Origin of the sequence: Enterococcus sp. DIV1421a (assembly GCF_051711025.1) — a bacterium.
GTDB lineage: Bacteria > Bacillota > Bacilli > Lactobacillales > Enterococcaceae > Enterococcus_B > Enterococcus_B hirae.
The window spans coordinates 2,790,709-2,806,999 of the sequence record NZ_JBIOLU010000001.1; the positions used below are offsets into that span (position 1 = coordinate 2,790,709).

Annotated in this window: 13 protein-coding genes; 6 read left to right on the forward strand and 7 right to left on the reverse strand. The window is 38.7% G+C overall.

Translation table 11 applies throughout. The features are described from left to right. Positions 1 to 18: 18 nt before the first annotated feature. On the reverse strand, positions 19 to 3,636 hold the full coding sequence (gene rpoB, locus IGK21_RS12650; protein ID WP_010720684.1) for a DNA-directed RNA polymerase subunit beta: 3,618 nt from the start codon (positions 3,634 to 3,636) through the stop codon (positions 19 to 21). Positions 3,637 to 3,641: 5 nt separating this feature from the next. Beyond that, positions 3,642 to 3,884: a hypothetical protein gene (locus tag IGK21_RS12655; RefSeq protein ID WP_010720685.1), complete on the reverse strand. Its 243-nt coding sequence runs from the start codon at positions 3,882 to 3,884 to the stop codon at positions 3,642 to 3,644. A 497-nt stretch (positions 3,885 to 4,381) separates the two neighbouring features. On the opposite strand from IGK21_RS12655, the gene IGK21_RS12660 reads away from it, so the two are divergent. The 4 genes from IGK21_RS12660 (at position 4,382) to birA (ending at position 8,138) form a co-directional block, all read left to right on the forward strand. Next, entirely contained in the window at positions 4,382 to 5,350 is a 969-nt protein-coding gene (locus tag IGK21_RS12660; protein WP_181914731.1) for an ABC transporter substrate-binding protein, read from the forward strand. Positions 5,351 to 5,368: 18 nt separating this feature from the next. Continuing rightward, on the forward strand, positions 5,369 to 6,283 hold the full coding sequence (locus tag IGK21_RS12665; RefSeq protein ID WP_034700142.1) for an ABC transporter permease: 915 nt from the start codon (positions 5,369 to 5,371) through the stop codon (positions 6,281 to 6,283). Further along, positions 6,276 to 7,079: an ABC transporter ATP-binding protein gene (locus tag IGK21_RS12670; RefSeq protein ID WP_010720688.1), complete on the forward strand. Its 804-nt coding sequence runs from the start codon at positions 6,276 to 6,278 to the stop codon at positions 7,077 to 7,079. The genes IGK21_RS12665 and IGK21_RS12670 overlap by 8 nt, the downstream gene beginning before the upstream one ends. 96 nt (positions 7,080 to 7,175) lie before the next feature. Then, a complete protein-coding gene (birA, locus tag IGK21_RS12675) occupies positions 7,176 to 8,138 on the forward strand; it encodes a bifunctional biotin--[acetyl-CoA-carboxylase] ligase/biotin operon repressor BirA (protein ID WP_034700144.1) in 963 nt (320 codons plus the stop codon). A 537-nt stretch (positions 8,139 to 8,675) separates the two neighbouring features. Here the strand turns inward: birA and IGK21_RS12680 are convergent. From IGK21_RS12680 to IGK21_RS12700, 5 genes are all read right to left on the reverse strand, one after another. Then, complete coding sequence (locus IGK21_RS12680; protein ID WP_010737226.1) at positions 8,676 to 8,918, reverse strand: hypothetical protein; 243 nt, start codon at positions 8,916 to 8,918, stop codon at positions 8,676 to 8,678. A 781-nt stretch (positions 8,919 to 9,699) separates the two neighbouring features. Then, positions 9,700 to 10,689, reverse strand: coding sequence for a polyprenyl synthetase family protein (locus IGK21_RS12685; RefSeq protein ID WP_010737225.1), 990 nt, complete (start codon positions 10,687 to 10,689; stop codon positions 9,700 to 9,702). Positions 10,690 to 10,711: 22 nt separating this feature from the next. Next, positions 10,712 to 11,278 carry a Gx transporter family protein gene (locus IGK21_RS12690; RefSeq protein WP_010720692.1) on the reverse strand — a complete coding sequence of 189 codons (567 nt, stop codon included), beginning with the start codon at positions 11,276 to 11,278 and terminating at the stop codon, positions 10,712 to 10,714. A 12-nt stretch (positions 11,279 to 11,290) separates the two neighbouring features. After that, positions 11,291 to 11,701: a NusG domain II-containing protein gene (locus IGK21_RS12695; protein WP_010737224.1), complete on the reverse strand. Its 411-nt coding sequence runs from the start codon at positions 11,699 to 11,701 to the stop codon at positions 11,291 to 11,293. 135 nt (positions 11,702 to 11,836) lie between these two features. Next, positions 11,837 to 13,774 carry an NAD(P)/FAD-dependent oxidoreductase gene (locus IGK21_RS12700; protein ID WP_034700146.1) on the reverse strand — a complete coding sequence of 646 codons (1,938 nt, stop codon included), beginning with the start codon at positions 13,772 to 13,774 and terminating at the stop codon, positions 11,837 to 11,839. 300 nt (positions 13,775 to 14,074) lie between these two features. Between IGK21_RS12700 and pplA the strand changes: the two genes are divergently transcribed. Both pplA and IGK21_RS12710 read left to right on the forward strand, forming a co-directional pair. Next, positions 14,075 to 15,004: an extracellular electron transfer flavoprotein PplA gene (gene pplA / locus IGK21_RS12705; protein WP_010720695.1), complete on the forward strand. Its 930-nt coding sequence runs from the start codon at positions 14,075 to 14,077 to the stop codon at positions 15,002 to 15,004. Between the two features lie 175 nt (positions 15,005 to 15,179). Then, a complete protein-coding gene (locus IGK21_RS12710; RefSeq protein WP_010737222.1) occupies positions 15,180 to 16,280 on the forward strand; it encodes an FAD:protein FMN transferase in 1,101 nt (366 codons plus the stop codon). The last annotated feature ends 11 nt before the right edge of the window (positions 16,281 to 16,291 follow it).

Here is a 16,291-nt window from a genome sequence, read left to right on the forward strand (position 1 = left end):
TACAGCTCATAGACCGGATTAGTCTAAGTTATCTTCTGCGGTTTCAAAGTTTTGGATGATATCTTGTCTTTCATCTTCCACTTGTTCAGCAGCTTTCTTTTCTAATTCTTTGGCTGTTTGCTGTTCAGCAAATTTTGTCAAAGCATCTACAGTGATCAAATCATCATCTTCGTCATCCATATCACGGAGTTCGATTTCAGAATCTTTGATATCCAAGACACGCATGTCTAATCCTAGTGATTGTAATTCTTTTACTAATACTCGGAATGATTCTGGTACACCTGGTTTTGGAATTGGTTCGCCTTTGACGATCGCTTCATAAGTTTTCACACGACCAACTACATCATCTGATTTGTATGTCAAGATTTCTTGTAAGGTATAAGCGGCACCGTAAGCTTCCAAAGCCCAAACTTCCATTTCACCAAAACGTTGTCCACCAAATTGTGCTTTACCACCCAATGGTTGTTGTGTAACCAATGAGTAAGGTCCGATTGAACGAGCATGCAATTTATCATCGACCATGTGAGCAAGTTTGATCATGTACATGACACCGACAGACACTCGGCCGTCAAATGGTTCACCTGTACGTCCGTCATAAAGGATGGTTTTCGCATCGCTGGCCATACCAGCTTCACGAACTGTTTCCCAAACGTCCTCATCACTTGCACCATCAAATACTGGTGTTGCAACATGGATACCTAACTGACGAGCAGCCATCCCTAAATGCAATTCCAATACTTGTCCGATATTCATCCGTGATGGCACCCCTAAAGGATTCAACATGATATCGATTGGTGTTCCATCTGGTAAGAATGGCATATCTTCTTCCGGCATGATACGGGATACAACCCCTTTATTACCATGACGTCCGGCCATCTTATCTCCTTCATGGATTTTACGTTTTTGAACGATATACACACGTACAAGCATGTTTACGCCTGGTGATAATTCATCGCCGGCTTCACGAGTAAAGATTTTTACGTCGTGGACGATCCCGCCACCACCGTGTGGTACACGTAATGAAGTATCACGGACTTCACGAGCTTTTTCACCAAAGATCGCATGTAAAAGACGTTCTTCAGCTGATAATTCGGTTACCCCTTTTGGTGTTACTTTACCAACTAGCAAGTCACCATCTTGGACTTCCGCACCGATACGGATAATACCCATCTCGTCTAGATCTTTCAAAGCATCTTCCCCAACGTTAGGGATTTCACGAGTGATTTCTTCAGGTCCTAATTTTGTATCACGAGCTTCTGATTCATATTCTTCGATGTGGATCGAAGTATAGACATCGTCTTTCACAAGACGACGGCTCATGATGATCGCATCTTCATAGTTGTAACCTTCCCAAGTCATGAAACCAACTAAAACGTTTTGTCCTAGCGCCATTTCACCTTGTTCCATTGAAGGTCCATCTGCTAAAGTATCGCCTTTTTCAACTTTTTCGCCTAAATGAACGATTGGGCGTTGGTTGTAGCTTGTTCCTGAGTTTGAACGACGGAATTTTGTTACAGCGTATTTATCTAATGCACCGTTGTCACGACGAACACGAATCTCAGAGGCATCCACAAATTCAACGACACCATCATGTTTACATAGCAAAGCAGCTCCTGAGTCATGAGCTGATTTATATTCCATACCAGTACCAACCCATGGTGCTTGTGGATTGATCAATGGCACTGCTTGACGCTGCATGTTGGCACCCATCAAGGCACGGTTGGAGTCATCGTTTTCCAAGAAAGGAATACATGCTGTCGCTACCGCAACTACTTGTTTAGGTGATACGTCCATATAATCGACTTTATCGATTGAAACTTCTAAGTTTTCACTTTGCGCACGAGCCATAACAACGTCTTGTGCAAAAGTACCATCTTCATTTAATGGGCTATTTGCTTGGGCAACGATGTAGTGGTCTTCGATGTCAGCTGTTAGATAGTCGATTTGATCCGTTACACGACCAGTTTCACGATCAACACGACGGTAAGGAGTTTCGATAAATCCAAATTTATTAACTTTCGCATAGCTAGATAAACTATTGATCAACCCGATATTTGGTCCTTCAGGCGTTTCAATCGGACACATACGGCCATAGTGAGAATAGTGAACGTCACGAACTTCATAACCAGCTCGGTCACGAGTCAAACCACCAGGTCCTAAGGCTGAAAGACGACGTTTGTGTGTCAATTCCCCAAGTGGGTTCGTTTGATCCATGAACTGAGACAACTGAGAAGAACCGAAGAATTCTTTGATACTTGCAACCACTGGACGGATGTTGATCAATTGTTGTGGTGTCAATGTTTCTGTATCTTGGATCGACATTCTTTCACGTACAACACGTTCCATCCGAGCTAAACCGATACGGAATTGGTTTTGCAGTAATTCACCGACTGAACGGATACGACGGTTTCCTAAGTGGTCGATATCGTCCACGTTGCCGATCCCTTCCATCAAGTTTAAGAAATAACTCATTGATGCGATGATGTCTGCCGGACGAACAGTTTTCACAGCTGATTCTGGATAACCATTACCGATCACATTCACTTCACGTTCTGGGTCTTTTGGTGAAAAGACTTTGATTACTTGAACAGTCATTGGATCAGTCACAACACCATCTTCTGATGGATAGTAAGTCACTGAATTCAATCCATTATCAATGAAAGGTGCTAATGTTTCCATCACTTGGTGAGTCAACACAGTTCCTTTTTCAACGATGATTTCACCAGTTTCTGGATCAACCAATGTTTCTGCTAATGTTAAGTTCAATAGACGTGTTTTCAAGTCTAATTTTTTATTTACTTTATAACGACCAACGTTGGCTAAGTCGTAGCGCTTTGGATCGAAGAAACGAGCATTCAATAAGTTCCGAGAACTATCGGCTGTCTTAGGCTCGCCTGGACGTAGACGTTCGTAAACGTCTTTTAATCCTTCTTCTGTTCTTGAATCACTTGCATTTTTGTGCAAGTCTTTTTCAACTGTATTACGTAACGTTTCACTGTCACCAAAGATTTCAAAGATCGTATCATCCGATCCAAACCCTAGGGCACGAACTAACACAGTCAAAGGAATCTTACGGGTACGATCAATACGTACGTAAGAAATATCTTTTGCATCAGTTTCCATTTCTAACCATGCACCACGGTTCGGGATCACAGTTGAACCGAAACCTTCTTTTCCGTTTTTGTCTACTTTTCCATGGAAGTACACACCAGGTGAACGCACTAACTGAGAAACGATTACCCGTTCTGCTCCGTTGATAATGAATGTTCCTTGTTCAGTCATTAATGGGAAATCACCGAAGAAGACTTCTTGCGCTTTGATTTCACCTGTCTCACGGTTTGTTAGACGTAACGTTACATGTAATGGTGCAGAGTAATTTGCATCATGTGCGCGTGCTTCTGCTACCGTATACTTAGGTTCTTTCAATTCATAATCCACAAATTCCAAAGATAGATTGCCATTGAAGTCATCAATTGGCAAAATGTCTTCAAACATTTCTCTTAGTCCTTCATCTAGGAACCATTGGTAAGAGTCTGTTTGAATTTCGATCAAATTTGGTAATTCCAACACTTCACTGATTCGTGCGAAACTTCTACGTTCGCGATGTTTTCCGTACTTTACTACGTGTCCAGCCAAGCTCTTCACCCCTCTAAAATGTCATTCAAAAAGACTACCCGATCAATTGTTACAATAATATTAAAAATATTATATTTAGATAACAATAGACATTTTTTGCGGCTTTTAGGCAAAAAAAAACCAAAAATAGAGCATTCTTTTGAAACCATTTCTTCATGCGCTTCTATTTTTGTTTCCTTATTATAAAGCCGAAACGGACAATATTTCGTTTCTGCCTTTACTTCATCAGATAGTTTTTGCAACTTCATATATTACACTCTTTTTTCATAAAAGTCAACACTTCCTGGCGTTTCCCTCCTCTTTTCATCATTTTTTCTTAAACTTTTCTTACTATAGTATATCGAATAAACATTCACGGATTTTGAGAATTTTCTGAATGTTCGTCTTGACAATCCCCTTACATCTCCGCTATACTTAGGAAAATTTATTATTTGTGGAGGATTTATTTATGCAAAAACCGAATATACAACTTATCCCGACACAATTGAATAACTTTTACTTTAGCTACTTTAGATAGGTTTGTATTCATGAATTATGGATACAAACACCAAACAACTGGTTTGTATCTATGATGGCTAAAGAACTTTGTATTACGCAAAAGCCACGTAGACATTACGTTAAGTGGCTAAGCGAAAAGTACAAAGTAATCACGATTTCTTACTTACATACTCTTTCGATACTCAATCCATTTAGACGTTTTGTCTAAATGGATTTTTTGTTTTCAAAATTGAAGGAGGAAAAAGAAATGAAAAAAAATCTATTGATCGGATTAGGCGCAACATTATTACTAGCACTTGGTGGATGTGGAACTGCAAATAGTTCCTCAGCAAAATCGGATGACTCGAAAACAATCGGTGTTTTACAACTGGTTCAACACAATTCATTAGATGCTACATATAAAGGGTTCAAAGAAGGGCTAGCAGAAAATGGCTATAAAGAAGGCGACAATTTAACAATCAACTATCAAAATGCGCAAAACAATCAAGACAATCTAAAAAGTATGAGTGAAAAATTAGTGAAAGACCAACCCGACTTATTATTAGGGATTGCAACTCCAGCTGCGCAATCACTCCTTAATGAAACAACTACGATTCCTATTACAGTGACAGCAGTTACCGACTTAGAAAAAGCACACTTAGTTTCTTCTAATGACAAACCTGGTGGAAACGTGACTGGTACAACGGATATGGTACCGATCGAAAAACAAATTGAGCTATTATTACAGATCGTGCCAAAAGCAAAAACGATCGGGATCATGTACAACAACGGGGAAGCAAATTCTAAAATCCAAGGAGACTTAGCCGAGAAAACATTGAAAAAAGCCGGAGAGAAAGTCAAAGTATTGACGGCAAACTCCACCAATGATGTTCAACAAGTGACAAAAAGTTTAGCCAAAGATGTCGACGGTATCTACATCCCAACGGATAATACATTCGCCAGTGCTGCTAGCGTTATCGGTGAAGTAGCCAAAGAAACAAAAACACCGATCGTTGCTGGTTCCGTGGATCAAGTCAAAGAAGGTGGCTTAGCAACTGTTGGGATTGATTATGAAGAGTTAGGGCGACAAACAGGCGAAATGGCTGCTAAGATCTTAGCTGGCAAAAAACCGAGTGAATTACCGGTTGAATCAGCAGATGATCTTTCCTTATATGTCAATAAAGACATGGCAAAAGCCCTTGGGATCGATCCAACAACAATCAAAGAGACTGAATAATTTTACAGGAGGACAATCATGACTAATTTAATAAGTATCTTTTTATCTTCTGCTTCACAAGGCGTGCTTTGGGCACTACTGGCAATCGGTGTCTTCCTTACTTTTCGTATCCTGGATATCGCTGATTTAACAGCTGAAGGCAGTTTCCCTTTAGGTGCTGGGATTGCTGCCGTCAGTATCACTAATGGACTTTCCCCAATCGTTGCTTGCCTCTTAGGATTTTTAGGAGGCGCAGTAGCTGGCTTAGTTTCAGGATTGCTCCATACCAAACTTAAAATTCCGGCACTTCTAGCTGGAATCATCACGATGACTGGTTTATATTCCGTTACCTCACGAATCATGGGCGCACCTAATCTTTCATTATTAGGACAAAAAACCGTCTTTACATGGGCAGAATCACTCGGTGTTTCAAAGGAAAATGCTGTATTGATCGCTGGCTTACTTGTCGCATTGATCGTTGTCACGTTGCTTGTTTTATTTTTACGGACAGAAACGGGGTTGGCGATTCGAGCGACTGGCGATAATTTAGCAATGAGTGAAGCAAATGGCATCAACACCGATACGATGAAAATCATTGGGTATATGATCTCAAATGGCTGTATTGCTTTATCTGGTTCGTTGCTTGCACAAAACAATGGCTTTGCTGATTTAAACTCTGGGATCGGTACGATCGTGATTGGCTTGGCTTCAATCATCATCGCTGAAGTCCTCTTTCGAAACCAACCATTGCTTCTTCGATTATTGACAATTATTTTAGGCGCCGTGATCTATCGTTTTATCTTAGCGTTAGTTTTTGAGTTGAACGTTCAACCAAGCGATTCAAAATTAGCTTCTGCACTTGTTCTGGTTATCTGTTTATCTTTTCCACAAATCCAACAAAAATTAAAGTTACCTAAGCGTACGAAAGCAAAAGGAGGATCTATCAATGACTGATGTTTTAACACTTCAATCTATCCACCATACGTTTGAAAAAGGAACCATCAATGAAAACCATGTGCTAAAAGGAGTTAATCTCTCGTTGAAACAAGGTGATTTCGTAACAATTATTGGCGGAAATGGTGCAGGTAAATCGACACTATTGAACAGTATTGCTGGTTCTTTTCCAGTGGATCAAGGGAAGATTTTATTGAATGGCAAAGATATCACCAAAAAGTCAGTGGTTGCTCGCTCCAAAGAAATCAGTCGTGTCTTTCAAGATCCTAAATTAGGCACTGCTGTCCGATTGACGGTGGAAGAAAATTTAGCACTAGCAATGAAACGTGGTAAAAAACGAGGCTTTTTCCGTGGCGTCAAGCCACAAGATCGTTCTTTTTTCAAGGAACATCTCGCACGTTTGAATCTTGGGTTAGAAAATCGTTTGACCACTGAAATCGGCTTGCTTTCTGGAGGACAGCGTCAAGCGATCACTTTATTAATGGCTACTTTACAACGTCCTGAATTGATTTTATTAGACGAACATACTGCAGCCCTCGACCCGGCAACTTCAAAAACGGTGATGGAACTCACGGACAAATTAATTAGCGAACAGCACTTGACGGCTTTCATGGTCACCCATGATATGGAAGATGCCATCCGCTACGGAAATCGATTGATCATGCTACACCAAGGGCAAATCGTCGTGGATATTCAACAGGCAGAAAAACAACATTTGACTGTCCCTCAGCTACTAGAAATGTTCAAACAAAATAGTGGCGCTGCATTGAAAGACGACCAAGTACTTTTAAGTTAGCAATCATCTGTTGTCACTTCCATAACAACTGACAAATTTCTCATTTGTTTTCTGCTTTCTTATTGATACAATACTACATGAAAGGAGTTGCAATGGATGACGACAAAAGATAAAGTACTCCAACTATTAAAAGAATCTCCTGATTTTTTATCAGGTGAAAAAATGGCACAGCAATTACAAGTGTCACGTACCAGTATTTGGAAAGCAATCAAAGAATTAGAAAAAACAGGTTATCATTTTGAGCATCAAGCTAAGGGATACCGTTATCTTCCTTCTGATGTGTTAGATGCCCAAGAAATTCGCCAAGCATTAGAACCTTGGATACCAGATTTGACGGTGTCGGTACAAGAACGATCAGAATCTACGATGAAAGATGCTAAACTTGCGGCAACCAAAGAAATCGGACCCGCTCTTTTTATCGCCGATACCCAAGAACAGGCACACGGCCGATTTGGACGTCCTTTTTTTGCAGCCCCTGGTCAAGGTATTTATATGAGCTTATTGATCCATCCCAATCAACGATTTGATGAATTGCCTCAGTATACAGTTATTGCAGCAAGTGCATGCGTGAAAGCCATTCAAGAATTGACTAAAAAAGACCCTTCGATCAAATGGGTCAATGATCTTTATTTAAATGGAAAAAAAATTAGCGGGATTTTATCTGAAGCAATCAGTGACATGGAAACTGGCGGGATCAGTTCGATCATTATTGGCATTGGTCTAAATTTTTCCATCCCGCAAAAACAGTTTCCTGAAACCATTCAACAGAAAGCAACGTCTCTTTTCCCTGATGGTCAGAAATCCATCACACGGAATCAATTGATTAGTCAAATTTGGAAAAATTTCTTTCACTATCTTTCAGAACCCACAGACGAATACTTAACACTTTATCGTGAAAAGTCTTTCGTTCTTGGAAAAAAAGTACAATTTACCCAAAAAGGGCAGCATTATACTGGGATTGCTAAAGAAATCGGAGAACATGGAGAGTTGATCGTACAAATAGAAGACCAATTTCTCACTCTTTTTTCTGGCGAAATTAGTTTAACCTCCATTGAGTAAGTCAAAAAGAAAGGGATGGGCAAAAATGCCCATCCCTTTCTTCATCAATGGTGGTTCCTTTTTTATGTGATCTCGCAGAATACTTCATAGCCCCTTCATTTAGCGAGTTGTAAAATGAAGTTGTTATTCTATGTGCTATTGCTGTTCATAACAAAAATGCTACACAATTTTTAAACCTCTATGTGCTTTTTTATACAACTGCAATATCATTGATCTGATGTATCGAATGTTTCAATCAAAAGCCACAGACAAACTTCCACCTATAAAAGGTTTGTTTTTCTGATGCTATTCTGTCATATAAGTATGACTTCTACTTACTATTTGTCGCTTCCCCAATATATAATGTTTCATTAAACGGATTTCCCCAAAATCTTGTTCAATCAAACATGCTGCTTCTTGATCCATACACAACAACACTTTTTCTTTCCTAGCTCTCCTCCTTTTCTCTTTCTGGTTCTATCTTACCTTATTCTTTAAGGTCTGTGTTATTTTGTATGGTATTGCAACATTTTTAATTTTATTATGTACAAAAAGGACTTACAAACACGCTTCTTTGTTTACACGATAAAATTTTAACTGATTAGATGAAAGATATTCTACATTCAGCTTAAATTTTTTGACAACAAGTGTCCTAATTAGAAATTTATCCGCCGTGGTTAACGGTTTTTGACATTCTTTTTCAATATCTTCAAATGAGAAATGATTTTTTTTACTGATCATTCGGGTTAAAATCTTATTTACATCTACTCTGGTTAAATCCGTTGTTAATCGTTTTTTCACTCAACATCTTCCTTTCTAATTGTATTTCTTCACTAGTGAATATAACATATTTTTAGTCTTGGTCCAGAACAATTATTTTCAAAATTAGGAAAGATTGTTTCGCAAAATAGTTGTTTTAATGAATAATACACGTTAAAATTTCTTTTTTTCACTCTTACCTTTTGGATTTGTCATCCAGTTATAAAAAAACCGATTTCCTAAATAGAAAACCGGCTGAATGTTATTTAAAATTTATTCGTCGTTTCCCCCAAAACTACGAATAGTCAGTTAAAGATTGTAACCTATAGTCTGATCCCTCCTTTTATACAGATAGCGACTTTCTGTGTATACAAAGTCTCACTTATAAGTACATGCCTAAAGTTAAGTAAATTTCAGACTGCAACAGCAAAGTCCTCAGATTTCACTGGCATCTATTATTAGCATACTTTCTTCTCAATACTCTTTGACAACTATTTTTTCTAAAAATAAAAAAAATTGGTAAAATTAAAGAATAAACTTTAGACCGATCTTCCAAATAAAGAAGTAATACAAATTGTTGGAAAAAAGCCAAAAGAAGTAAAGTGATTGAAATAGATCCAATATTTTTCTAAAATAAAAAAGAGACTGAGCCAAAACTTTCCTCAATCTCTTCTGGTATATCTAAAAACGAATAAACGGCGTTCAAGAAGCAATTCCTCAACAATAAGGTTCTCAAGTTCAACCATCACATGCCTACTCTTTTTACTTCTTGATTCTTGAAATAGAATATGCCATTGTAGCGGCTGATTTCTGGTATTTTTCTTTAATTTTCCCTATCTAAAATCAACTCAGTAACTGACAAAAGAATCTCACGTGTATCAAAGGCTGTATCAGGGAGCTTACTAATTTCCTTTAAGGCTTTTTTTGTGTAATCTTCCGCTAATTTTTTGGCTTTTGTCACACCATTGACTTCCCTGACAATCTGACGAACACTTTCTGCTTCCTCTTGTGTCAACTCAGTTTTTTTATCCAAGTATGCAATCAATTCTGCTTTTTTATCTGTTTGTAATGCGTAAATCAATGGTAGAGAATACACGCCTTGACGCATATCTTCTAATACTGGTTTACCGATATCGACCGCATCTTTCGTGTAATCCAGGATATCGTCAATGATCTGAAACGCCATCCCGACAGCTAAACCGATTGAACCTGCTTTTCGAGCAAACCGTTCATTCATTCCACTTTCATAAGCTCCGACTGAACAACTTAATTGAAAGAGTTCGGCCGTTTTCCCTGAGATGTTTTCTAAATACTCCGGCACAGTTAAATGATAATTGTAACGGTCGTCCATTTGTCCAAGCTCACCATCTAATACTTTTTCCATACTCCGAGAATTAGATTGTAAGCTCTTTAGCGAATTAGAATAATTTGAAAGTAATTTGAAACAGCAAACAAATAAATAGTCTCCTGCATAAACGGCTACCGTATTCCCAAATCGACCACGTAAATTAGGCTGACCACGTCGAACATCTGCCTCATCAACGATATCATCATGGATCAATGTAGCGGTATGAAGCATTTCGATCGAAGCAGCTAGCGCAATCGCCTTTTCACGATCTTGTTCTGGACCAAATTGAGAAAAGAGCAATTGATAGGCAGGTCTTAGCAGTTTACCTCCCGCATGAATCGTCTCTTTGATTGCTTGTTCGACTGGCTTGTTCTTTAAGCGGACAACATCTTCCATCTTTTTCAACGTCTCGTTTAATTCGTTTTTCAAAGTTGGATACTCACTCCACATTGGATGTAGCTTCATAAAAAAACTCCTTGTATAACCATTATTTTTTCAAAAAAAGCGGTTGCCATTTCTCTTTTTGTTCTTTCTCATAGTCTCTTTGAAAAAGTTGTAATGTACGTACATGTTGCAACAAATAATTGGCTGCAATCCCGATCGCAATTCCAGACAGAATACCTAAGAAAGATAGAATCGGCAGATATAACATGACTGTCCATGATTGAGCAATGAACGAAGCCATCACTAGTTGTCCGACATTATGCATAAAGCCACCTGTTGCACTGATTCCAATAATGCTGACTCGCTTAGGACCTAACTGTTTCACTAACAGCATTCCTACATAGCTGAGTAACGCGCCGCTCATACTATAAAGAAAGGTAGAGATCGTCCCACCTAACAAAGTTGTTAAAAATAGGCGAAGCCATAACAATAAAAAACTATCCCGTTTTTTCATCGTAAAAATCGCTACAATGGTAATCAAATTAGCAAGTCCTAACTTTGCTCCAGGAGCAAATGAAAAAGGATATGGGATCATGTTCTCAATTAATCCAATGATGACTCCTTGCGCCACTAGTAAAGATATATAAATCATTTTTTGTAATTTTGTCATGGTGTGGATAGCCTAATAGATCAGACCATCTTTGTCACTCCCATCTGTTGACCGAACCTCGATCACTAATTTATGAGGCAAGCAAACAATCGTTTCGCCATTCTTAGAAGCCCACCCTCGTCTCACACAAATCTGATCGCCACAATCTGCTTCTTTTATGCGTATCTTGTCGCCATCAACTTCGATTAAATTATAATCACCATGTGGATCTTCATAAGTATACGTATATTTTTTACTCCCAGCTACTAATGGGAAGGTTTTGATTTCATCACCATCAACGCGGAGTACAGCTTCTTTATCAGGAGCTACATTGTCTTGTTGATAACTAAATACGATGATGGGTAAAAAAGAAAGAGCAATCAAAAGAACGATAATGAAAATATCCCAAGGTTTAAGCAAACTTTTCTTGATAAATTCTTTCATCTTTTCGCACGCCTCCTCTTGCTGAACTGTTCTCCAATTTTAGCATGAAACAAAAGAAAGTCCTAGGTTTCCCCAGAACTTTCTTCAATCAGCCATTATTCTCAAATTGTTCAGTTTAAGCTCTAGGCTAATTTTTTATTTTGATCCATATCGGGATTTAGGTCTCCCATACCACCAATTGCCTAGTGTTTTTTGTAACCATGGAATCACCCAGCGATCAAGACCAATTGCACGACCTGAACCGTTCATCAATGCAAAAGCAACAAAGATAAACCAGATGTTTACCCAGTAGAACATTCCAGATAGACAGAAAGTAATCACTAAAACAATGGTCGTTGCACTACATAACCAGGTAAATAAACCAGCAATCAAAGCGAGTGCTAAAGCAATTTCAAAGAATACCATGAATTTTTGGAAAAACATTGCTACATCATTGTTTGGCATGATCACTTGCATCATTTTTGTGAACCAGTCTGGTGATTTTTCAATCACGGCCATAGGCTGTTCACCATAAGCATAACTTAGACCAAAGTGAGTAGCTTGTGTCGCTGCTTCTCCTGCACCACTGGTTGCTGCACCAGTAGCTGCTGTTGTTGCATCGCCAGCAGCGGAAGCCCCACTTGCTACATCGGTCACATTGTATTCCCAAGTCCAAGGGAACACGCTGTTACCTGTAAACCATGAACCTTCACCAAACCAAGTACCTGGTTTCAACACTTGCCCATCACCAACAATTTTTTTGAAAGCTTCGATAAACCAAACCAGACCATAGAACACTCGTAAAGGCACACTCCATAAGACATTTCCATAACGGGAAGAATGGCCACGTGTCACATTACGATCGTCTTTGATATGGAAGAATTCGTGCATCATGTATTGGAACATATAATAGCCAGAACGAATATCAAAGAAATATTTCAAATTGACGATGTGTTTCATCACAATTGCTAAGAAACCACTTAAATGGATCTTATCAAATAAATTGGCAACGCCCCATTTGGCACCGATCGATACCATGAAACCTTGATAGTTTCCTTTAAACTTATGCTTTTCGCCGCCTTTGATGGCAGCCACGATATTGGCTGCTGCTGTATGACCTGTTTGTTCAGCCGCTTGAACGATTTGTGGCGTTGGTGTTCCAGGAAATTCTTCATAGAAAACCAAGTCTCCGATAATATAGATGTTTTTATCTTCATATCCTTTTGCCTGCATATATTCATTCGCTACCAAACGTTGACCACGAGCGGACTCTAAGCCGAAATCAGCAGCATCAGAAGTTCCTTTGACACCAGCTGTCCAGATCAATGTGTGGGTAGGAATCTGGCGACCATCTTTTAACTTGATATGGTCTTTCGCTACTTCCACGATTGGTGCATTCAATAGTAGTTCTACTTGATGTTTCTTTAAATAGCGCTCTGCTTTGGCTGCATCATTACGATCCAGCATATTTAAAATCGTCGGCATTGCTTCTACAACCATCAGTGTAATTTCACTTGGGTCTAATTTGTAGTCTTTTGCCAAACGGTTTTTCCAATCAATCAATTCACCAATCATTTCGATTCCGGTGAACCCTGAACCACACACCACAAACGTCAGCATTGCTTTACGTAACGCATCGTTAGGTTCTAAAGCTGCTTTTGCCACGGTACGTTCAATGTGTTCACGTATTTTAACTGAATCTTCAAATGACCATAAGGTAAAGCCGTTTTCTTTTACTCCAGGAGTCCCAAAGTCATTTGGTTCTCCCCCCATTCCCAAGATCAACTGATCGAATGGGTAAGTGCCTAATTTTGTTTTCACAACTTTTTGTTCTTTATCGATACCAGTGACCGTATCTGTCACTAATTGAACATTTTTTTGTCGAGCAAACAAGTGCTGTAGATCATATTGGATTGCTTCTGGTTCAACCCGTCCACCTGCAACTTCGTGTAATTCTGTCATCATCGTGTGGTACGAATGACGATCAATCAAAGTGATTGTCACATCTTCTTTTTTAAGTTTTTTTGCCAAGTATTTTGTTGCTGATACCCCGGCATAACCTGCACCCACAACGACAATATTTTGCTTTGTCATTGTTCATCCGCTCCTTATTGGTAATCCTTTATTTGAAATGATTAACATTTGTATTAGTTTGCTACCTATTACACAATCTTTATACATTATATAGATGTTATTCCCTTTTGTCTAACTCATTTTCATTATTTTTAAAAATTTGTGGTTAAGCTCTTTTTCACGAAATTTACAGAAAGAAAACGGTTTAAAGATTACACTAGTTATTTGACGAAAACGGTTGACTTATGGCTGATTTTCATTAGAATGTATAATGAATCACAAAGAATATTGTGTACTAAAAAAGGAAACGGTGGGAGTAAAATGAAGAAAAAACGTTTTATTACTGGATTTGCTGTATTAGCTTTTTCAGCTTTAATGTTAGGTGCTTGTGGTGCGGATGATAACGGAAGCTCTAACAGCTCAACAGAAGCTTCAACTGCTAAGACATCAGAAACAAAAACAACTGAAAGCTCAGCACAAATCGTTGCTGGCGGCGAGTTACAAGATGGTACTTATAAATTAGAAGAAAAAAATTACTCTAACGGTTATCGTGCAGTCTTCGAAATGGTTGTCAAAGATGGCAAAATCACTGAATCTAAATATGACAACATCAACGAAAATGGCGAGTCTAAAACCAAAGATACAGAATACAACAAAAACATGGAAGCAAAAGCTGGTACTAGCCCAGAAAAATTCATTCCACAATTGAATGAACAATTAGTCGAAGCACAAAGCGCAAGTGGAGTTGAAGTTGTTACTGGTGCAACTCATTCTTCAGAAAGCTTCCAAAACTATGCACAACAATTGATCCAAGCTGCTCAAGCTGGTAATACTGATACAATTGAAATCAATAACGGTGCAGATCTTCAAGATGGCACATACAAATTAGAAGAGAAAAACTATTCTAATGGTTACCGTGTCCAATTTGAAATGACAGTCGCTGATGGTAAAGTATCTGAATCTAAATTTGACTATGTCGACAAAGACGGCAACTCAAAACAAGACGATGCTGACTACAACAAAAATATGAAAGCAAAAAGTGGTACGTCTCCAGAGACTTACATCCCTGAATTGAACGATGAACTTGTCAAAGCAATGGGCGAAGAAGATGGTTCACCTGCAGATGTTGAAGTTGTTACTGGTGCGACTCACAGCTCACATTCATTTGTAATGTATGCACAACAATTAGTGAATGCTGCTGAAAAAGGCGACACTCAAACAATTCAAGTTGACAATATCGTAACAAAATAAATTTTCTATAATTATCCGTGGAAGAGACGATTGCACAAGTTGTTTCTTTGAGATCCAAGCCGAGATGTCCAAAATTTTTCTTTGAAAAATTTTTGTGATGTTTCGGCTTATTTCTCAAAGTACACTTTTTGATTTCTCAGCAACCGTCCCTTCCACTAATGAAATGAGGAAACACATGTTAAAGAAACGATTACTCTCTTTCGTAGCTTTTTTAAGTTTGTTCACGTTAGCAGCTTGCAGCACAGCGACGAAACAAACGACCTCTGAGAGCAAAACGACCACCAAAATTTTACAAGAACCTTATTCTGATGAACAGTTCTTATTAGGCACTTATGTTCGGATTCGAATCTATGATGAAGGCAAAGAAGCAGCATTAAAACCTGCCTTTGCTCGGGTCAAAGAACTAGGTGATAAAATCACGATCAATCAGGAGGGTTCCGAAATCGACGCAGTGAACCAACAAGCGGGTATCAAGCCAGTAAAGGTTTCTGATGATATCTACACGTTACTAAAACGTGCTTATGAATATAGTCAAGATTCACAAGGTGGTTTTGACATGGCAATCGGGGCTGTTACTCAATTATGGCGTATTGGGTTTGACGATGCGAGAAAACCGGCCCAAGAAGAAATCGATCAAGCATTAAAGCTGGTTGATTACCATAAAATTGAGCTGAACGATAAAGACAAAACTGTTTATCTGAAAGAAAAAGGCATGATCATCGATCTTGGAGCCATTGCTAAAGGCTATATCACAGATGAAGTTGTCAAAGTGTTAAAACAGCAAGGTGTAACGACAGCTATCGTTGACTTAGGTGGAAATGTCTATGTTTTAGGTCATAGCCCACGTGGTGAAGATCAAGACTGGACAGTTGGTATCCAAGATCCGAATCTAGCACGTGGTTCTGTTTTAGGGACGATCAAAGAACGGAACAAAACATTAGTGACTTCTGGCATCTATGAGCGTTATTTAGAAGTAGATGGTAAAAAATATCATCATCTATTTGATCCAGATACTGGTTATCCTTTTGACAATGATATTGCTAGTGTAACAATCATCACAGATAAATCAATTGATGGTGATGGCTTGTCGACAGCTGTCTTCTCAATGGGTGTGAAAAAAGGATTGGAATACGTCGAAAGTGAACTGAATGATGGAACGGAAGCCATTTTTGTTACCAAAGAAAACAAAGTATACGTGACCGATCCGATCAAAGATACTTTCGTTTTGGACAAAGATTCTAAATATACGATGGGCAATCGTTCTGAATTGAAATAAGGAGTATGAAC